This is a genomic window from Pseudomonas sp., assembly GCF_030684895.1.
In the GTDB taxonomy this organism is placed as follows: Bacteria; Pseudomonadota; Gammaproteobacteria; order Pseudomonadales; family Pseudomonadaceae; genus Aquipseudomonas.
Genome location: NZ_JAUXXP010000021.1, coordinates 1 through 19883, shown reverse-complemented (window position 1 = coordinate 19883; position 19883 = coordinate 1). Strand labels below are relative to the sequence as shown.

Sequence of the window (19883 nt, the reverse complement as noted above, 5' to 3'; positions counted from 1 at the left end):
AGCAGAAGTGCCCCGTCAGTCGGCCTTGACCAGGGTTGGCTCACCGAGGTTGGCCAGACGCACGCTATCCTGCAGCCGCTCAGCCTCGATCTGATTGCTCACCGGCCCCAGGCGCACGCGGTGCAAGATCTGCTGGTTGCGCACCACTGAGCTGACGAACACCGGGGCAGCCACCGTCTCGCTCAGCTTGGCCTTGAGGAGCTCCGCAGCGTCCGGATTGGCGAAGGCGGCCACTTGGAGATACAGGCCAGAGGCTGCGACTGAAGCGTTTTTTTTTGCGTCAATCTGCACGGGGAGCACCGCGGCGGCATGCTGCTGCGGGGGCGGTGAATACTGCTCAACCGGCTGCGCGATGGGTTGCGCAACCGGCTTGGCCTGCGCGACCTGCTGTGGTGCAGCCAATACCATCGGCACCGGACGGCCCTGCTGAGCCCACCATTCGTGTGGATCAATACCCTCGACCTTGACCCGTGCGGTGCCGCTTTCGGCATAGCCGAGCTTCTTCGCCGCAGCGAACGACAGGTCGATAATCCGATCGGAATAGAACGGCCCACGGTCGTTGACCCGCAGAATCGCGCTTTTGCCGTTTTCCAGGTTGGTTACGCGCACGTAGCTGGGCAGCGGCAGGGTTTTGTGTGCGGCGGTCATGCCGTACAGGTCGTAGGTTTCACCGTTGGCGGTGGCCTGACCGTGGAACTTGGTGCCATACCAGGACGCCGGGCCGACCGCCTGGTAACGACGGGCATCGGGAATCGGGTAGTACTGCTTGCCGAACACGGTGTAGGGGCTGGCCTTGACCGGGCCGTAATGCGGCATCGGCACGGCATCGGGAATCCGCGACACATCGACATCCCACCAGGGCGCGCCATCCTTGTGTGGACGGTTGAAATCACCCGGACCGGAAATCGCCCCCCCCGGCTGCACTGGTGTAACCGGTTGCGGCGTACGGGTGGATGAGCAGCTGGCCAGCAGCAGCGCCAGGCTGCCATAGGCAACCAATTTGAATGGTAAACGCGACATCAATTCTTACCCCGTGCATCAACCAGCAACTCGGCCAGCTGATTGACCGCCATGGCATACATCACACTGCGATTGTAGCGGGTGATGACAAAGAAGTTAGGCAGCCCCAGCCAGTGCTCGGCGCCCTCTGCACCGTCCAGACGGAAGGCGGTTACCGGCAAATCGTCAGCCAGCGGGTCCGCGCTGGTCCAGCCAAGCGCACGCAGCTCAGCGACATTCTTTACCGGGTCCAACCCCACAGTCAGGCCTTGCTCAGCCTGCGCGCCCTTGATGGTAGCGGCGCTGACCACTGGCTGCCCTGGCTGCCAGTGGTGGCGTTTGAAGTAGCTGGCGACACTGCCGATGGCATCAGCCGGATTGTTCCAGATATTGATATGGCCGTCGCCGTCAAAATCCACGGCGTAGGCACGGAAGCTGCTCGGCATAAACTGCGGCAGCCCCATGGCTCCGGCGTAAGAGCCGGCCATGCTCAGGGGCTCGACCTGCTCTTCACGGGTCAGCAGAAGGAACTCGCGCAGCTCCTTGCGGAAGAACGGCGCACGCGGCGGGTAATCGAAGGCCAGGGTCGACAGCGCATCCATCACCCGCCAGCTGCCGGTATTGCCACCGTAGAAGGTTTCCACGCCGATGATCGCCACAATCACCTGTGCCGGCACGCCGTATTCAGCTTCGGCACGGGCCAGGGTGTCCTCGTGCTGCCTCCAGAACTCGACACCCTTGCTGATGCGCTTGTCGGTGATAAAGATCGGTCGGTAATCCTTCCACGGCTTGGCCTTCTCCGCCGGGCGCGAGATGGCATCGAGGATCGCCTGCTTGCGCTCGACCTGGGCGAACAGTCCGACCAGTTGTTCGCTGGCAAAGCCATAGTCACGGGTCATTTCGCCGACAAACTCAGCTACCTGCGGTGATTGCTGATAATCCCCAGCCTGCGAGGGCTGAACCACGGCGCACACCCCAGCCAACGCCAGCCAAGGTGCAGTACGTACCATCCAACCACGCGCGTTTTGCATTGAATTCATAATCCCAATCAAGCCTATGTCATCCACTTACGATGAGTGTGGATCGACATCAAAATTCCAAACCCTGCCAGCAGGGTGATCAGCGAGGTGCCGCCGTAGCTGATAAACGGCAGCGGTACGCCCACCACCGGCAGCAGGCCGCTGACCATGCCGATATTGACGAAGACGTATACGAAGAAGGTCATGGTCAGCGCGCCGGCGAGAAGCTTACCGAACAGCGTCTGCGCTTGCACGGTAATCACCAGGCCGCGCGCGATCAACAGCATGTACACCAGCAGTAACAAACACACGCCAACCAGGCCAAATTCCTCAGCCAGCACGGCGATGATAAAGTCGGTATGACTCTCCGGCAGAAAGTCCAAATGCGACTGGGTACCGAGCAGCCAGCCCTTGCCCCACACCCCACCCGAGCCGATGGCGGCCTTGGACTGGATAATATTCCAGCCACTGCCCAGCGGATCGCTTTCCGGGTTAAGGAAGGTCAACACGCGCTGCTTCTGATATTCACGCAGGACAAACAACCACATGCCGATGGCCAGCGGAATCACGGCCACCACCGCACTGATAATCCAGCGCCACTGCAGCCCACCAATAAACAACACAAAAAAACCCGAGGTAATGATCAGCAGCGAAGTGCCTAAATCGGGCTGCAGCAGTATCAGCACAAAAGGCACGATGATCATCGCCAGGCTGATGCACAAATGCTTGAGCCGCGGCGGCAGGCTGCGACTGGACAGGTACCAGGCGATAGTCGCTGGCATGATGATCTTCATAAACTCCGAGGGCTGGAAGCGGATCACCCCGGGGATATTGATCCAGCGCGTGGCGCCCATGGCGTTATGCCCCATGACATCCACCACCACCAGCAAGGCGACCCCGCCGAGATAGGCCAGCGGCACCCAACGCGCCATAAAGCGCGGCTCGAACTGGGCAATGATAAACATGCCGACCAGGCCGATACCGAAGGAGCTGGCCTGCTTGATCAGCATGTCGACGTTCTTGCCGCTGGCCGAATAGAGGATAAACAAGCTGCCGGTGGCCAATGTCAGCAGCAGCAGCAGCAACACACCGTCGATATGCAGACGCTGCAGCAGGGTTGCGCGGCGGCGCAGCAGGTCTTCAGAGGACAGGTTACGGTCAAAACTACTGTTCATGGCGTGGCAACCTTGGCCGCCACAGGCGGAGCATATTCGGCTTTCAACTGACCGTCTTCATCCAGCAACCAGGCATCGATCACCTGCTTGACCACCGGCGCGGCCACCCCGGAGCCGGACTCACCGTTCTCGACCATCACCGATACGGCAATCTGCGGGTTATCCGCTGGTGCAAAGGCGACGAACAGGGCGTGGTCACGATGGCGCTCCGCCACTTTGCTGCGGTCGTATTTCTCGCCCTGCTTGATCGCCACCACCTGAGCGGTACCGCTCTTGCCGGCAATCCGGTACAGCGCGGCATCACCGACCTTGCGCGCGGTGCCGCGCGGGCCGTGCATGACCGACACCATGCCCTTGACACCGGCGTCCCAGAACTTCGGATCACGGAGCACGATATCCGGTACTGGGTTGGGGTCTGTGGGGATGCGCCCCTGGATGGTCTTGGCCAGGTGCGGGCGAATCCACTTGCCGCGCGTGGCCATCAGTGCCGTGGCCTGTGCCAGTTGCAGCGGCGTGGTCTGCATATAGCCCTGACCGATACCGAGAATCAGCGTCTCGCCCGGGTACCAGGCCTGCCGGTAACGCGCGCGCTTCCAGTCCCGCGAAGGCATCAGCCCGGCGGTTTCTTCAAACATGTCCAGCGACACGCGCTGACCCAGCCCGAAACGGGTCATGTAGTCATGCAGGCGGTCGATGCCCATCTTGTGCGCCAGCGAGTAAAAGTAGGTGTCGTTGGAGCGCATGATCGCGTAATCCATATCCACCGAGCCGTCGCCCGTGCGGTTCCAGTTGCGATATTTGTGGCTGTGACCGGGCAACTGATAGAAGCCGGGGTCGAACACCCGGGTCTGCGGCGTGACCACGCCAGCATCCAGCCCCGCCACCGCAACCATCGGTTTGATCGTCGAGCCGGGCGGATAGAGACCGCGCAATACGCGGTTGTATAGTGGACGGTCGATAGAGTCGCGCAGATCGGCATAAGCCTTGAAACCGATGCCGGTGACGAATGGATTGGGGTCAAAACTTGGCTGACTGACCATTGCCAGCACTTCGCCAGTTTGCGGCTTTATCGCCACAATCGCCCCGCGTCGGCCAGCCAGCGCGGCTTCGGCCGCCTCCTGCAAACGTACATCGAGGGTCAGCACAATGTCCTTGCCCGGCGTCGGGTCGGTACGCTTAAGCACCCGCAATACCCGGCCACGGGCGTTGGTTTCGACTTCCTCGTACCCCACCTGTCCGTGCAGATCATCTTCATAGAAGCGTTCGATACCGGTTTTGCCGATGTGGTGCGTGCCGCTGTAGGCCACCGGATCAAGCTCTTTGAGTTCTTTCTCGTTGATCCGCCCGACATAACCCACCGAATGGGCAAAATGCTCGCCCAGCGGATAATGCCGCACCAGCTGCGCGGCGACTTCAACCCCTGGCAAACGGAACTGGTTGATCGCCACACGGGCAATCTGCTCTTCAGTCAGCTCAAACAGTACCGGCACCGGCTCGAACGGCCGCCGCCCCTGACGCACCCGCCGCTCAAACAGCCCGCGCTCATCCGGGCCCAACTCCAACACCTCGACGATCACGTCAAGCACCTGTAGCCAGTCACCGGCGCGCTCGCGAGTCAGGGTCAGACTAAAGCTGGGCCGGTTATCGGCGATGATCACCCCGTTGCGGTCATAGATCAGCCCACGGTTCGGCGGAATCGGCTGCACATGGATGCGGTTATTTTCCGCAAGGGTGGTGTGATAGTCGAACTGCACCACTTGCAGGAAATACATGCGCGCCAGCAGCACAAAAATCAGCAGCAAAAACACCACAGCACCGACCGCCGCGCGTTTGCGGATCAGGCGGCCGTCTTTCTCGTGGTCTTTGAGGCGGATTGGTTGCGGCATCGGTGGCTGCTGATTACTGGCTGATTATTTGTGGTAAGGGTGGCCGGACAACACGGTCCAGGCACGGTACATCTGTTCGCCGATCAGAATCCGCACCAGCGGGTGCGGCAAGGTCAGCGGCGATAACGACCAGCGCTGTTCACTGCGCGCCTGCACCTCGGGCGCCAGCCCTTCCGGGCCGCCGACCATCAGGTTGACGGTGCGTGCATCCAGGCGCCACTTGTCCAGCTCGACCGCCAGCTGCTCGGTGCTCCAGAGTCGCCCTTCGACTTCTAGGGTGACGATGCGTTCCCCAGGCGCAACCTTGGCCAGCATGGCCTCGCCTTCCTGACGGATCATCCGCGCCACATCGGCATTCTTGCCGCGGGTGGTCAGCGGAATTTCCACCAGCTCCAGGGACAACTCGCTGGGCATGCGCTTGGCGTATTCCTGCCAGCCCTCTTCCACCCAGCGCGGCATCCGCGAGCCAACGGCGATCAGTTTGATCCGCACCGCTGCGCGTCCTTATTCCTGCCCGCTACTCGATTGCTCAGCGCCCGGCTCGGCGCTGAACTGCGCACGGCTCTGCTCGGCACCCTGCCACAGACGCTCAAGGTCATAGAACTGGCGAGCAGTCGGCAGCATCACGTGAACCACGATATCGCCGAGGTCGAGCAGTGCCCACTCGCCGGTGTCCATGCCTTCAGTACCGATTGGGCGTACGCCCTGCTCCTTGACCTTCTCCAGCACGTTGTCGACCAGCGACTTGACGTGACGGCTGGAGGTGCCGCTGGCGATCAGCATGAAATCGGTGATGCTGGTCTTGCCGCGCACATCGATGGTGGTGATGTCCTGCGCCTTGATTTCTTCCAGGGCTGCGATGGCCAGTTTGACCAACTCTTCGCTCTGCATTTTTGCCTTAGTCATAAGTAACTCATTTGCCTCGTGTTCAATTCGCGCCACGGTACAGTCCGTGGGCATGGATATAGGCCAGTACCGCGTCAGGCACCAGAAAACGTGCCGACTTTCCGCTCGCCAGTAGCGAACGAACCTGGGTAGCCGACACCGCCAGGGGTGTCTGCCAGATAAAAGCAATCTGCCCACTCGGCCCAGTCAGGGCCGACGGGGCACTCACACTGCGCGCCGCCAACAGATTACGCAGCGCCTCGGGCGCTTCACTGTCGGCATCCGGGCGCTGCAATACCAGAATATGGCAGTGCTGCAGCAACTCATCCCAACGCTGCCAACTGGGTAAACCGCAGAAGGCATCCCAGCCCAGCAGCAAAAACAGCTGATCATCCGCGGCCAACTCGCCGCGCAACGACTCCAGGGTGTCGATGCTGTAGGACGGCTTGTCGCGTTGCAGCTCGCGATCATCCACCTGCAACACCCCAGCATCGGCCACCGCCAACCTGACCATGGCCAGGCGATCCTCGGCACTGACCTCCGGCGCGCTGCGGTGTGGCGGCCGCGCGCTGGGGATCAGGCGCAACTCATCCAACTGCAGCGCATCGGCCACTTCCACGGCGCTGCGCAGATGGCCGATATGCACCGGATTAAAGGTGCCGCCAAGCAGACCGATGCGTCGAGCCTCGGTACGTCGGGCGCCGCTGCGCTTGGCCATCAGGTACGCCCCATCAGGTACGAATGTGCCCGTCGCCAAACACCACGTACTTCTCGCTGGTCAGCCCATCCAGGCCAACCGGGCCACGGGCGTGCAGCTTGTCGGTGGAAATACCGATCTCCGCGCCCAGGCCGTATTCAAAACCATCGGCAAAACGGGTCGAGGCGTTGACCATCACCGAGGCAGAATCCACTTCAGTGAGGAAACGCCGCGCATCACTGAAGTTCTCGGTGATGATCGCGTCAGTGTGCTGCGAGCCGTAGTGATTGATGTGCTCGATGGCCGCATCCAGCGAGTCGACGATACGAATCGCCAGGATCGGCGCGTTGTATTCGGCAAACCAGTCGTCTTCGCTGGCTTCCAGCACGTCGCTGCCGAGCAGCGCACGGGTCGCGGCATCGCCACGCAGTTCAACACCTTTGTCGCGGTAGATAGCCGCGAGCGGTGGCAGCACCTTGTCGGCCACGGCGGCGTGTACCAGCAGGGTTTCCATGGCGTTGCACGGCGAGTAGCGCTGAGTCTTGGCGTTGTCGGCGACGCGAATCGCCTTGTCCAGATCGGCGGCGACATCGATATAGACGTGGCACACGCCGTCCAAGTGCTTGATTACCGGCACCTTGGCATCGCGGCTGATGCGCTCGATCAGGCCCTTGCCGCCACGTGGCACGATCACGTCAACGAACTCGGGCATGGTGATCAACGCACCAACGGCGGCGCGGTCGGTGGTTTCCACCACCTGCACGGCTGATGCCGGCAAGCCAGCCTCAGACAGACCAAGCTGAATGCAACGGGCAATCGCCTGGTTGGAATGAATCGCCTCGGAGCCGCCACGCAGGATGGTGGCGTTACCGGACTTCAGGCACAGGCTAGCGGCGTCGATGGTCACGTTCGGCCGCGACTCATAGATGATGCCGATCACGCCGAGCGGCACGCGCATCTTGCCAACCTGAATTCCCGACGGCAGGTAACGCATATCGCGGATCTCGCCGATGGGGTCCGGCAAGGTGGCGACCTGACGCAGGCCTTCGATCATGCTGTCGATCACTGCAGGGGTCAGCGCCAGACGGTCAACCATGGCCGGCTCCAGACCACCCGCGCGCGCGGCAGCCAGATCCAGCTCATTGGCGGCAGTCAAATCGCTGCGGGCCGCATCCAGCGCGGCCGCGGCGGCCTGCAGGGCACGATTCTTTTGCGCAGTACTGGCACGCGCCAGCACGCGCGAAGCGCTGCGGGCGGCCTGTCCCAGGCGGGTCATATAGTCGAGCACGGACTCAGTCATGGTCTTGGCAGGTCTGGCGGTTGAAAAAAGTCGCTGAGTATAACGGTCGCGCCGCTCCACGCCCAGCGCTGCGCGGCGGACGGTAAACACACCGTTCGCCACAACCGCCGGTAACGCCGCCAGACCCCGACCAGCAGGCCATCCCGAGAAACAGTGACACCGCAGGCCATCAGCCGCCCGAAGGTTAGGTAAACAAAAACCGCCCGAATGTTTACCTTGCCATTAAAAGCAAGACAGGCGGCCGACCGCCGGGGTGGGATCAGCATGCATTACCGTACCGACTACTGCGCCGCACAACTCAACGAAGCTCCGCAGGTGCTGCACCTCGGCGAACTGCGCCTGCACTACCAGGCCTACGCCTGCCGCAGCCATGACCCACGCCCGCCCGTATTGCTGCTGGGCGGCGCGTTCCAGAGCTTTCGCTCGTTTGCCGCCGAGGTCAGCGAGTTGCTCGGCGAACACCCAGTGATTCTGCTCGACCTGCCCAGCCAGGGTGGCAACCTGCAACTGGTGCCTGACCTGAGCCTGGAGCAACTGGCCGACCTGATCGCCGCCTTCGCCGATGAACTCGACCTGCCGCCACTGATGCCCATCGGCCTGTCCTATGGCTCGGCCCTCGCCGCGCTGTTTGCCGCTCGCCACCCGGAGCGCTGCGCCCGCGTGCTGCTGGCTGGCATCACCGCCTTTGGCCGTCCCGGCGCACGCCTGCTGCTACAAGAAGGCCTGGCGCTGCTGGCCGAAGGGCGCTGCGAGGCCTTTGCCCATGGCGCACTGACCGGCCTGCTCAACCCTTTGCGCCTGGAACAAACTGGCGTTGCTCCGGTATTTCGTAAGGCGCTGCTACGGCAGATCCAGCGCCTGTCAGCCGCCGATATCGAGCGCTACCGGCAGAACAGCCAGCGCCTGCTGGATTTCCAGGGCTTTAACGTGCACCCCAGCTGCCCGACCCTGGTGCTGGCCGGCGAATATGACCACTTCACCCAGCCATGGGAGCACGCGCATTTTGCTGCCGCCTGCGCCCAGGCCAGCTGCGCGCTGATTCACAACGCCGACCACCTGGCGCAATTCGAACAACGCGATGCCTGCGCCAGCTTGTACACACCGTTTCTACTTGGCGAAGCCCTGCCAAACCGCAGCCCAGGCAGCAGCCTGCTGACCAGCCCGCAACTGCTGCAACTGGAAAAACGCTACGAACCACGCTTGCCGCCCAGCCAGCGTCAGGCTCGCCTGCAACATGCCGAGGGCGGCGAATGGACCGTGGAGATCAGCGAACTGGGCTTCTTTGGCGGGCTGTTGCGGGGCGATCTGCCGGCTATGCGCGGCGTGCGCGGCTGGCAACTGCTGTGCAAGGACCTGCCCGCCCAGCCCCTGCTACCGCTGCGTCAGGATTCAAACGGCCTGGCCTTCGTCTTCCCGCACAGCGACCAGCAGGCCAGCCAGGCCCTGGCGACGCAATTCCAGCCACAGCCGCTACCAACAGCAGCCTGCGCGTAGGGTGGGTTAGCGACAAGCTCAGCTCAAGCCGACCCACCCTGCCTGCGCCGCGCAACCCACCGAACCTCAGCCCCGAATACACCCCACGCCCTGGCGCGGCCGTTTACACCCGCGCTTCAATCACACGCACCAACCCCGCGCTGCGCGACGGCGCCAGGCCAAGCGACTGGGCCGTGCGACTCGGATCGAACACCGCAACCTGGCTAAAGCCACATTTCTCAAAGCCCTGCACAATCGCCTGATCATTGCGGTAGTGCAGCGGATAGTTGCCACGGGTCAGCCGGCCAATCAGACCGACGCCCCAACGCAGTTGGCGGTAACGCGGGTGCTCGCGTAAATCGGGGTACAGTTCAGTCAGGTAGGTGGCCTGAGGAAACTCACGCAGCTGCTCGGCCAAGCGTGTCCAGAACGACTCGATCAGCGCCAGCTCGAAGTAATTCACCAACCCTTCGGTAATCACCACCACCGGCTTGCTGTGATCCAGTTCGGCAAATAGCGCCGCCAGGCTTTTGCTGCCCTCCTCGGCGAGAATATCAACCGCGCGCACCTGATGCTGGCTGCCCAGCCAGCCTTCGGCATTCAGCAGCAGGCGCTTGCGCGCCGCCATCACTGGCAGGTCCGCCTCGATATAGCGCAACTGCGGGTAACGCGCGGTAAAGCGCCGGCCGCGTGGCGACAGGCCGCAGGCAATCTCCACCACCTGACACACCCCACCCTGCTCAATGGCCGCAGTCAGCTGGGCATCAATCTGCAAATGCCGCTGCAGCAGAAACTGCTCGATATCCAGGCCGAACCCGACCCGCGCGCCCCAAGTGATCGGGCTGAGCAAACCATGCACAAAACGCCCGAAGCCCGTAACAAAGGCCGCATCCGCCAACTGATGGCGGTACCAGATATAGCCGGTGTAATGGGCACTGGGGCTGATATGGGCGCTGCTGACGCGGGCACGTTCAGACATGATTCAGGCTCTTATTGTTATCATCGCCCCAGCCTATGCCCTGCCGAGCAAGCACAACACCGCATGTCAGCCGATCCCAACCTTAGTTTGCCCTGATCCAGGGCCAGCTGGCCGGCCAGAACTATTACCTGCTAACCCCCACGGACGACCACCGATGAGCCAATGGTTCGACACCCTGACCCTCTGGCTGAGCGCCAACCCCGAATGGCTGGGCCTGGCGATTTTCTTGCTGGCTTGCGGTGAGTGCCTGGCGATTGTTGGCCTTCTCGTACCCGGCACCGTGCTGCTGTTCGCCGTCGCAGCGTTAGCCGGCAATGGCGCGCTGGGCCTGGGTGAAACCCTGCTGCTGGCGTTTTGCGGCGGGTTGCTGGGCGATTGCCTGTCCTATGCGCTGGGGCGCTATTTTCATCAGGACATCGGCCGCCTGCCGGTGCTGCGTAGTCACCCGCAATGGCTGAACAGCGCCCATGGTTACTCCGTGCGTTACGGCGTAGCCAGCCTGCTGGTCGGGCGCTTTATCGGCCCACTGCGGCCCATGTTGCCGATGGTCGCTGGCATGTTCGACATGCCCTTCGTGCGTTTTTTTCTCGTCAGCCTACTGGCCGGTATCGGTTGGTCCATCGCCTATATGCTGCCCGGCTGGGCTACTGGCGCCGCCATGCGCCTGCCGCTGCCGGACGGTTTCTGGCCACAAGCCGGGATGATTGCTGCTGGAGTGGCACTGGTGGTGGGCATCAGCGTGCAAGGCAGCCTGCGTGAGCAACGGCACACCAGCCTGCTGACGGCGGCGGCAAGCCTGGCGCTGCTGATTGGCCTGATGCTTAGCTGGCCGCACCTGAGCCAGCTCGATCAAGGCCTGCTGACCCTGGTGCAGGAGCATCGCAGCCCAACGCTGGACACCCTGATGGTGCTGACTACCCGCCTCGGCGACATGCACACACAACTGGCTGCGGCCGTGCTGCTGTGCCTGATTCTGCTGGCGACCCGGCAATGGCGCACGCTCTGCCTAGCGCTTGGCACCCTGCTCGGCACTGCGCTGGCCAACACTGCACTCAAGGCGTTTTTCGCCCGCAGCCGCCCCGATGTGCTGCTGGAGCCGCTGGGCAGTTTCAGCTTTCCCAGTGGGCACAGCTCGGCGGCCTTCGCTTTCTGTCTGCTGCTTGGGGTACTGGCCGGGCGCGGGCAACCGCCCCGCATGCGCCTGACCTGGCTGCTGCTGGCCAGCCTACCGGCCGCCGCAATTGCCGGCTCACGAATTTATCTGGGAGTGCATTGGCCCAGCGACATTATCGCCGGCGCCGTGCTGGCTGCCTGTTTCTGCGCGTTGAGCCTGGTTCTGGTGCAATGGCGCACGCCACTGCCGGCTTTGTCAGGGAAAGTCTGGTGGTTGCTGCTGCCCGCGGTTCTCGCCCTGCTCGGCGGCATCACCACCTGGCAGTATTCCGCCGGGGTGTTGCTGTACCGCTACTGACGCTCGCCCTGCAGCAGCTCCAGCAGTTGTTGCAGCAGCTCCAGGCGCAGCTGCACTTCAGGCGTTTCGAGCAATTGCAGCTTCTGCTCGGCATCCAGCGGCAACAGATAAGCCAGCTGATTGGCCAATGCTTCCTGGCCCGCCGGCGCACTCGGCATACCTAGCGATGCCACCAACGGGTGAGCGCTTAGCGCACCGAGCAGCGCCGCCAGGTCGGCATGTTCAGCCTCCAGCGGCTGCTCCGGCTGCTCGTCCAGCCACTCGACTTCGGCCAGGGTCAGTTGATCCGGCATGACCTGGGCGCGCTGCACGCGAAAACGTCGACCGCCCTCGACGCGAATCCCCAGCAGGCCATTGGGCCGCTGCTGGAAATCACGGATCAACGCCTCGCAACCTATCGCCGAGAATTGCCCCGCCGCCTCACCCACTTCAGTGCCGTCGATAATGCAGACCACACCAAAGCCTTGGCCCTGCTTCATGCAGCGGCTGATCATATCCAGGTAACGCGCTTCGAATATCTGCAAGTCGAGCATGCAGCCGGGAAACAGCACGGTATTGAGGGGAAATAACGGTAAGGTCACAGATGCCTCCTTATAGCCACAACAGAATAGCCAGCGGCAGCAACACGGCGGTGAATACGCCCATCAGGCTCATCGCCAGGGCGGAGAACGCGCCGCACTCCTCGCCCTCCTGCAACGCCCGTGCGGTGCCGACGGCATGCGCGGTCAGGCCCAGAGCCATGCCCAATGCGGCAGGGTGATGCACGCCAAAGCGTTTGAGCAGCGCCGGGCCAATGATGGCGCCAATGATCCCGGTGATCATTACAAACACCGCAGCCAGGGCGGCAATCCCGCCAATCTGGTTGGCCACCAGCATGGCTATCGGCGAGGTTACCGATTTCGGCGCCATGCTCATCAGCATGATCTGCTCGGCACCGAAGGCCCAGGCCAGGGTAATGCCCAACACCGTGGCAACCACACCCGCTACCAGCAAGGTAATCAGGGTAGGCCAAAGCAACTGGCGAATCCGCCGCAGATTGACGAACAGCGGCACCGCCAGCGCCACAGTGGTTGGTCCGAGGAACAGCGTCAGCGCGGCGGCGCTGTCCTTGTATTCGGCAAAGGTCAGGCCGCACGCCAGAAGAATGCCGATCACCGCGAGCATCGACACCAGCACCGGCTGCAGAAACACCAAGTGAGTTTTCTCGTAAGCGGCAATCGCCAACTGATAAGCACCGAGAGTGATGCCGACGCCAAACAGCGGGTGGTGCGTCAATGCCTGCCAGGCGGCATGCCATTCCAGACTCATGCATCCTCCCGGCGTTGCTGGCGGTCGATCAGTTTCTGCATCAGCCAGCCGGCGAACACGATGGAGATCAGTAGCGACAGCAACAGCGCTCCGGCAATCGCCCAGAAGTCGGCAAAGATATCTTCGGCATAGGCCATCACCCCCACTGCTGGAGGCACCAGCAGCAGCGGCAGGTATTTCAGCAGGCTGCTGGCGGCTTGCTGCAACGGCTCGCCCACCTCGCCGCGCAACAGTAGAAAGCCGAACAGCAGCAGCATGCCGATGATCGGCCCCGGCAGGATCGGAATCAGCAGGACATTCAGCGCAGTGCCGAGCAACTGGCACAACACCAGCCAGGAAAGGCCACGAAGCAGCATGACGGGTAATCTCCGAATCGTATGATCCCAGACGCAGTGCCGCGCATTATAAGCAGAAGCGCCCGGCAAGGGCCGGTTTACAGCGGTTGCCTGGCAATAGCGTAACGGTTACGACGCGTACACGAGGCACTTGACCCTGCGGCAAACCCATGATGATCTTAGGGCAGAAGGATTTACGCCCCCAAAAAAAACAACACTTGCGTCTTCAAGGAGAAACCATGACATCAGTACCCGCCGCCGAATTGCCAAGCTACATCGGTAAAGAACTCGGTCGTTCCGAATGGCTGACCATTGACCAGGAACGCATCAACCAGTTCGCCGAATGCACGGGCGACCATCAGTTCATCCACGTTGATCCGGAAAAAGCCAAGCTCACCCCGTTTGGCAGCACCATCGCCCACGGCTTCCTCTCATTGTCGCTGGTGCCCAAGCTGATGGAAGGCATCATGATCATGCCCAAAGGGCTGAAGATGGCCGTCAACTATGGCCTGGATAGCGTGCGCTTTATTCAGCCGGTGAAGGTCAACTCCAAGGTCCGCCTGGTGGTCAGCCTGACTGACGCCCACGAGAAGAATCCTGGCCAATGGCTGCTCAAGGCCAAGGTCGTACTGGAAATCGAAGGCTCGGAAAAACCCGCCTATATCGCCGAACCGCTGACGCTCTGCTTCGTCTGATCGCAGCCGCCGGACCAAGGCGCACAGGCATCTGCCGGTGCGCCTTTTTATTTTTATGCTTGCGCCGGTGCGCTCAATCACGGCACTTCGAGCGCTTTGAGGCATACTCGGCAACGACCTTACAGCTTGGATTTTCTGCATGCGCCGCCTCTCCCTCCTGGTTCCACTGAGCCTCGCCCTGCTGCTTGCTGCCTGTGGCGATGGCGAACCCTTGCTGCCAGCGGATGCCGTGCTACCCGATGGCGGGCGCTACCGTGGCGAAGTGGTCGACGGCCTACTGCAAGGCCCTGGCCGCCTGGATTACAGCGACGGCAGCTACTACCAGGGGCAGTTCAAGGACGGCCAGTTCAGCGGTCCCGGCGAATGGCGCAGCAAGCATGGCGAGTTCTACAGCGGCGCATTTCAGAGCGGCGATTTCCACGGCCAGGGCAGCCTCACCTACAGCGATGGCGGCCGTTACGAGGGCGGTTTTGCCAACGGCATGCCCAGCGGCGAAGGCCACCTGAAAGGCAGCCAGCTGGAATACCGCGGCGAGTTCAGCAAAGGCCAGTACAACGGTCTGGGCAAACTGCAGTGGAGTAACGGCGCCAGCTTTCAGGGCCAGTTCAAGAAAGGCGAACCCGACGGCCAAGGCGTGCTCACCGACGCCGAAGGTAATGAGTACATCGGTACATTCGATGACAGCCAGCTCAATGGCCAGGGCAGCTTCAAGAGTATTGGCGGCGACCTCTACAGCGGCCAGTTCCGCGACAACCAGTTCCACGGCAAGGGCCGTTATCAGAGCGCTGATGGCGAAGTCTGGAGCGGGCGCTTTGCCCATGGCAGCCTGACTGGCAAAGGCGAATTCAAGGGCAACGACGGCAGCCATTATACCGGCCAGTTCAGCGACTGGAGCTACCACGGCGAAGGTCGTCTGAGCCTGGCCGACGGCAGCGTTTATCAAGGCAACTTTGCCTACGGCAAATACCAAGGCATCGGCAGCCTGACCCTGGCAGATGGCAGCCAGCAAAGCGGCACCTGGCAGAACGGCAGGCTGATTCGTGACGCCCAGGGCAACGCCATAGCCGACGCACTGGCCACCGGTCTGCTGGAACAAGGCAGCCTGCTGGATGCCGCCATCGCCAAACTGCCCGCCTCGACGCCGGCCATTGAGCTGTATGCCCTGACCCTGGCCGGCGACGGCAAACAGAGTGTGTTTATGCGCGAGGCCGATTATGTCGGCAACCTGCTGCAGGAGCGCTTCGCCGCCCACGGCCTAATCACTTTGGTCAACCACCGCGACCACCTGACGGATCGCCCGCTGGCCACCAGTGCCAGCCTGGGCCGCAGCATTCAGGCCCTGGCTGAACGCAGCGGTGAAGAAGACCTGATCTTTATCTACCTGACCAGCCACGGCTCCGCCCAGCATGAACTCAACCTCGACCAGCCGCGCATGCAGCTCGACGACCTGCCCGCCAGCGAGTTGGCAGCACTGCTCAAACCACTGAAGGATCGGCACAAGGTGCTGGTGATTTCAGCCTGCTACTCCGGCGGCTTTATTCCCAAGCTGCAGGATGAAAAAACCCTGGTGATCACCGCCGCACGGGCGGATCGGGTGTCCTTCGGCTGTTCGGAGGAGAACGACTTCACCTACTTCGGCCGCGCCCTGTTTGCCGAGGCCCTGCAACAGACCGACGATCTGCAGCGCGCCTTCAAACTGGCCCAGGCCAGCGTTGCCAAACGCGAAAAAGCCGACGGCTTTGAACCCTCAGAACCGCAGATCTGGCCCGCCAAAGCGGTACTCGCACAGTGGCGCAAGCTGCGCGAACAGCAGGCCGAGCGCGCCCTGAACACTGCACTTGAAGTGCAATCTGCGGTCAACCCATAACAGCCATGCGCGCGCTCAACAGCCTGATAAGCTGATTGATATCAGCGGAGAACCCCACACTATGTATTTGACGCCCCAGCACATCCTTCTTGCAGGCGCCACCGGACTGACCGGCGAGCATCTGCTGGACCGTTTGCTGAACGAGCCGACGGTCGCCCGCGTGCTGGCCCCCAGCCGCCGCCCACTGGCCGCGCACGCGCACCTGGAAAATCCGCAAGGCGAACTGCTGGCCTTGCTGCCGCAATTGAGCGGCAAGGTCGATACCGCCTTCTGCTGCCTGGGCAGCACGATCAAACAAGCCGGCTCGCAGGAGGCCTTTCGCGCGGTCGACCATGACCTGGTGATCGCCTTCGCCGAACGCGCCCGCGCCCTCGGCGCACGTCACTTGCTGGTGATCAGCGCGCTCGGTGCGGATGCCAATTCCACAGTGTTCTACAACAAGGTCAAAGGTGAAATGGAACAGGCCCTGCGCGCGCAGAACTGGCCGCAGCTGACCATCGCCCGCCCTTCGCTACTGCTCGGCGCACGTCAGGAGTTTCGCCTCGGCGAGCGTCTGGCCGCGCCATTTATGCGCTGGCTGCCGGGCAAATACCGCGGTATCGAAGCCACCGCCCTGGCCCGCGCGTTGTGGCGCCTGGCGCTGGAAGAGGATGCCGGCACCCGGGTGATCGAATCGGACCAACTGCGCCGTCTCGGTCGCTAAGAACCTGTTCAAAGTCTGCTGCGCGTCGGCCCTGCTGCGTTAAAAACAGGCTCGGAATGCTCATTTACAACCAGTAAACTCCGCTTCCTCGCCTGTTTTTGCCTTGCATGGCTCTAGCTCGCGAGACTTTGAACCGGCTCTAACGGAAGCCCCCTATGAACAGCACCCCGCACGACCTGATCAGCGCCCTGAGCGGCGCCGACATGCTGGAAATCGACGAGCTGCATGCCTGGCAGTTCAGCCTCAATGCCGAACAACTGGCCCAGCACCTGGCCGGCAACCCGCCCGCTGGCGACGCACCGCTGCTCAGCATCGAATGCATGGATGGCCGCGCCCTGCGCAAATGGCACTTCAGCCTGGCCCAGGTAATCGCCGCACGTTTTGACGGTGAAGCCGATGCCTGGAGCATCAACGGCACTGCCGGCCACCATCTGATCAAGTGCTTTGCCGCCGTTAGCGGTGACAACAGCGACCTGCCGGACGACGCCAGCAACGACGCGGAGTAAGCCGCCGCAGCGAGGCTCGCGAAGCCCGCAAGCGCGGCGGGCCTGCCGCAAATAGCCAATTGCCATTATCCACCTGCACCTACGCCATATTCTGGCTATCGTTAGGCCATGGACTCTCTTATGGAAGTTGGCCCACGCATGAAGCGCCTGTCATTTCGCCCCCTCAGCACCCTGCTGCTATTGACCATGAGCCTCACAGCCGTGTCGTTCAGCAGTGCGCAATCACGCCAGGTCAGCGTAGGGGTTTACGCCAACGAGCCAAAAATCCTCCTCGGCCAGGACGGCAAACTCTCCGGCATCCTCGGCGAGCTGCTAAATGAAATCGCCCGCCAGGAAGACTGGCAACTACGCCCCAGCCCCTGCGAATGGCAGCAGTGCCTTGAGATGGCGCAGAGCGGTGAAATCGATCTGCTGCCGGATGTGGCCTACAGCGATAGCCGCGCCCAGGTACTCGACTTCCACCGGGTGCCCTCGCTGTTCAGCTGGTCGCAGGTCTACAGCAGTGAAGACCTCCAGCTCAAATCAATACTCGACCTCAAAGGCCTGCGCATTGCCGTACTGCAGGGCTCGGTGCAGGAGGAATACCTGCGCGGGCTGCTCGAAAGCTTTGGCCTGAAAGCCCAGCTGATCGGCGTGCCCAGCCTGCCGCAAGGCTTTGAACGGGTGGCGGGCGGACAGGCCGACGCGGTGGTGGCCAACCAACGTTTTGGCGACTTCCATGCGCCGAGCTATCAGCTGCAAAGCTCATCGATCATGTTTCAGCCCGCGCAACTGTTCTACGCCACACGCAAGGGGCGGAATGCCGACTTGCTGGCCGCCATCGACAAACACCTGTCGAGCTGGCAGGACTCGCCCTCCTCGATCTACTACCAGAGCCTGCAACGCTGGGGTGGCGAACGGCCACGCCTGCTGATCCCCACCAGCGTCTGGTGGGGCCTGAGCACCCTCGCCCTGCTGCTGATCGCCGCCCTCGGTGGCGCACTGTTATTGCGCCGCCAGGTAAACGAGAAAACCCGTCACCTGCTGGCCAGCGAAGAGCGCCTGAACACCATCCTCGACAGCGTCGAGGCCTATATCTATATCAAGGATGCGCAGCTGCGTTACCAGTACGCCAATCGCAAGGTCTGCGAGCTGTTCGGCCAGAACCTCGAGCAGGTGATCGGCAAGACCGATGAACAGTTCTTCGATATCGACACTGCCACCAACCTGCACGATAACGACCGTCGCGTGCTCAAACTCGGCGAGCGAGTGCAGACCGAGGAAATCAACCGCAGCCTGGACGGCAGTACCCAGCACGCCTTCCTCTCGGTCAAGCTGCCGCTGCGCGACAGGCACGGCAAGATCTACGCGCTGTGCGGTATCTCCACCGACATCACCGAACACAAGAAGAACCTGGAACAGATCAACCAACTGGCCTTCTACGACCCGCTCACCGGCCTGCCCAACCGCCGCCTGCTGATTGACCGCCTGCAACAGGCCCTGGCCAAGCATGCGCGCGGCCTGCAACAGGGCGCGCTGTTGTTTATCGACCTGGACAACTTCAAGGACCTCAACGACACCCTCGGCCATGACATGGGCGACCAGCTGTTGCAGCAGGTGGCTCAGCGCCTGAGCAGCCATGTGCGTGCCCAGGACACCCTGGCCCGCCTCGGCGGCGATGAATTTGTGCTGATGCTTGAAGGCCTCAGCCTGAAACCTGCACAGGCCGGCCAACAGGTCGAGAGCGTCGGCAAGAAGATCGTCAAGGCCCTGGCCGCACCCTACGCCCTGCAGGGCCGCAGCCATATCAGCACGGCCAGCATCGGCATCGCGCTATTTCCCGACGAACACAGCACGGTCGATGAAGTGCTCAAGCGTGCCGACATGGCCATGTACCAGGCCAACGCCGCCGGCCGCAACGCCAACCGTTTTTTCGACCCGACGATGCAGGCCGAAGTCAGCGCCCGCGCCAGCCTGGAAAGCGATCTGCGCCACAGCCTCGGCCAGCGCGACTTTATCCTGCACTACCAACCCCAGGTGGATGCTCAGGGGCAGCTGGTCGGCGCCGAAGCCCTGGTGCGCTGGCAACACCCCACGCGCGGGCTGGTGCCGCCGGGCGAGTTTATTCCGCTGGCAGAAAGCACCGGGCTGATTCTGCCCCTAGGTCGCCTGATCCTGCACAGCGCCTGCCAACAACTGGTGGCCTGGGCCGCGCACCCGCAACTGGCGCAGCTGACCCTGGCGGTCAATGTCAGCGCCAGACAGTTCCACCATCCTGACTTTGTCGAAGACGTCTTCGCCACTCTCGCGGAAAGCGGCGCCAATCCACAGCGCCTGGAACTGGAGCTGACAGAAAGCCAGCTGGTGGAAGATGTGGAAGTGCTTATCGGCAAGATGAGCCAACTAAAAGCACGCGGCGTGCACCTGGCGCTGGACGATTTCGGCGCCGGCTACTCCTCGCTCAACTACCTCAAGCGCCTGCCGCTGGACCAGCTGAAGATCGACCAATCCTTCGTCCGCGACCTGCTCGAACACCCCAGCGACGCCGCCATCGTGCGCACCATCCTGGCGCTGGGCGCCAACCTCAACCTGGCCGTCACCGCCGA

At 62.4% G+C, this 19883-nt stretch carries 19 protein-coding genes; 7 read left to right on the top strand and 12 right to left on the bottom strand.

Annotated elements, in window-relative coordinates:
• Positions 1-15: 15 nt before the first annotated feature.
• From Q8M42_RS04415 to Q8M42_RS04380, 8 genes are read right to left on the bottom strand one after another with little or no spacing between them, the layout of a single operon-like run.
• Entirely contained in the window at positions 16-1020 is a 1005-nt protein-coding gene (locus Q8M42_RS04415) for a septal ring lytic transglycosylase RlpA family protein (RefSeq protein ID WP_304868244.1), read from the bottom strand.
• Positions 1020-2030, bottom strand: a complete 1011-nt coding sequence (mltB, locus tag Q8M42_RS04410) for a lytic murein transglycosylase B (RefSeq protein ID WP_304868363.1) — start codon at positions 2028-2030, stop codon at positions 1020-1022. Before mltB ends, Q8M42_RS04415 begins: the two co-directional genes overlap by 1 nt.
• A 23-nt stretch (positions 2031-2053) precedes the next feature.
• Positions 2054-3151, bottom strand: a complete 1098-nt coding sequence (gene rodA, locus Q8M42_RS04405; RefSeq protein WP_304868362.1) for a rod shape-determining protein RodA — start codon at positions 3149-3151, stop codon at positions 2054-2056.
• 38 nt (positions 3152-3189) lie between these two features.
• Positions 3190-5079 carry a penicillin-binding protein 2 gene (gene mrdA, locus Q8M42_RS04400; RefSeq protein WP_304868242.1) on the bottom strand — a complete coding sequence of 630 codons (1890 nt, stop codon included), beginning with the start codon at positions 5077-5079 and terminating at the stop codon, positions 3190-3192.
• Positions 5080-5103: 24 nt separating this feature from the next.
• Positions 5104-5571, bottom strand: coding sequence for a 23S rRNA (pseudouridine(1915)-N(3))-methyltransferase RlmH (rlmH, locus tag Q8M42_RS04395; RefSeq protein ID WP_304868240.1), 468 nt, complete (start codon positions 5569-5571; stop codon positions 5104-5106).
• 12 nt (positions 5572-5583) lie between these two features.
• Positions 5584-5970 carry a ribosome silencing factor gene (gene rsfS / locus Q8M42_RS04390; protein WP_304868360.1) on the bottom strand — a complete coding sequence of 129 codons (387 nt, stop codon included), beginning with the start codon at positions 5968-5970 and terminating at the stop codon, positions 5584-5586.
• Between the two features lie 37 nt (positions 5971-6007).
• A complete protein-coding gene (gene nadD, locus Q8M42_RS04385; RefSeq protein WP_304868238.1) occupies positions 6008-6682 on the bottom strand; it encodes a nicotinate-nucleotide adenylyltransferase in 675 nt (224 codons plus the stop codon).
• 13 nt (positions 6683-6695) lie between these two features.
• A complete protein-coding gene (locus tag Q8M42_RS04380) occupies positions 6696-7961 on the bottom strand; it encodes a glutamate-5-semialdehyde dehydrogenase (RefSeq protein WP_304868237.1) in 1266 nt (421 codons plus the stop codon).
• A gap of 264 nt (positions 7962-8225) precedes the next feature.
• Here Q8M42_RS04380 and Q8M42_RS04375 point away from each other — a divergent pair, with 264 nt between their 5' ends.
• Positions 8226-9455 carry an alpha/beta fold hydrolase gene (locus Q8M42_RS04375; protein ID WP_304868235.1) on the top strand — a complete coding sequence of 410 codons (1230 nt, stop codon included), beginning with the start codon at positions 8226-8228 and terminating at the stop codon, positions 9453-9455.
• Positions 9456-9558: 103 nt separating this feature from the next.
• Here Q8M42_RS04375 and Q8M42_RS04370 read toward each other — a convergent pair whose 3' ends face one another.
• Positions 9559-10413, bottom strand: coding sequence for a class I SAM-dependent methyltransferase (locus Q8M42_RS04370; protein ID WP_304868233.1), 855 nt, complete (start codon positions 10411-10413; stop codon positions 9559-9561).
• Positions 10414-10567: 154 nt separating this feature from the next.
• Here Q8M42_RS04370 and Q8M42_RS04365 point away from each other — a divergent pair, with 154 nt between their 5' ends.
• Entirely contained in the window at positions 10568-11884 is a 1317-nt protein-coding gene (locus Q8M42_RS04365) for a bifunctional DedA family/phosphatase PAP2 family protein (protein WP_304868231.1), read from the top strand.
• Here the strand turns inward: Q8M42_RS04365 and Q8M42_RS04360 are convergent.
• Genes Q8M42_RS04360 through Q8M42_RS04350 form a run of 3 tightly spaced genes read right to left on the bottom strand, consistent with a single transcriptional unit; the run spans position 11878 to position 13548 of the window.
• A complete protein-coding gene (locus Q8M42_RS04360) occupies positions 11878-12465 on the bottom strand; it encodes an LON peptidase substrate-binding domain-containing protein (protein WP_304868229.1) in 588 nt (195 codons plus the stop codon). The two genes, Q8M42_RS04365 and Q8M42_RS04360, sit on opposite strands and share 7 nt — an antisense overlap.
• Positions 12466-12475: 10 nt before the next feature.
• Positions 12476-13186 carry an LrgB family protein gene (locus tag Q8M42_RS04355; RefSeq protein WP_304868358.1) on the bottom strand — a complete coding sequence of 237 codons (711 nt, stop codon included), beginning with the start codon at positions 13184-13186 and terminating at the stop codon, positions 12476-12478.
• A gap of 2 nt (positions 13187-13188) precedes the next feature.
• Positions 13189-13548: a CidA/LrgA family protein gene (locus tag Q8M42_RS04350; RefSeq protein ID WP_304868227.1), complete on the bottom strand. Its 360-nt coding sequence runs from the start codon at positions 13546-13548 to the stop codon at positions 13189-13191.
• Between the two features lie 218 nt (positions 13549-13766).
• Here Q8M42_RS04350 and Q8M42_RS04345 point away from each other — a divergent pair, with 218 nt between their 5' ends.
• From Q8M42_RS04345 to Q8M42_RS04325, 5 genes are all read left to right on the top strand, one after another.
• A complete protein-coding gene (locus tag Q8M42_RS04345) occupies positions 13767-14222 on the top strand; it encodes a MaoC family dehydratase (protein ID WP_275961931.1) in 456 nt (151 codons plus the stop codon).
• Positions 14223-14361: 139 nt separating this feature from the next.
• On the top strand, positions 14362-16089 hold the full coding sequence (locus Q8M42_RS04340; protein ID WP_304868223.1) for a C13 family peptidase: 1728 nt from the start codon (positions 14362-14364) through the stop codon (positions 16087-16089).
• Positions 16090-16150: 61 nt separating this feature from the next.
• A complete protein-coding gene (locus Q8M42_RS04335; protein ID WP_304868222.1) occupies positions 16151-16792 on the top strand; it encodes an oxidoreductase in 642 nt (213 codons plus the stop codon).
• A 155-nt stretch (positions 16793-16947) separates the two neighbouring features.
• The gene (locus tag Q8M42_RS04330) at positions 16948-17298 is read left to right on the top strand and encodes a DUF5629 family protein (RefSeq protein WP_304868220.1); all 351 of its coding nucleotides are present in this window, start codon (positions 16948-16950) and stop codon (positions 17296-17298) included.
• 120 nt (positions 17299-17418) lie between these two features.
• Positions 17419-19883, top strand: a 2465-nt coding sequence (locus Q8M42_RS04325) for an EAL domain-containing protein (RefSeq protein ID WP_305283520.1), incomplete at its 3' end; no start/stop codon positions are given.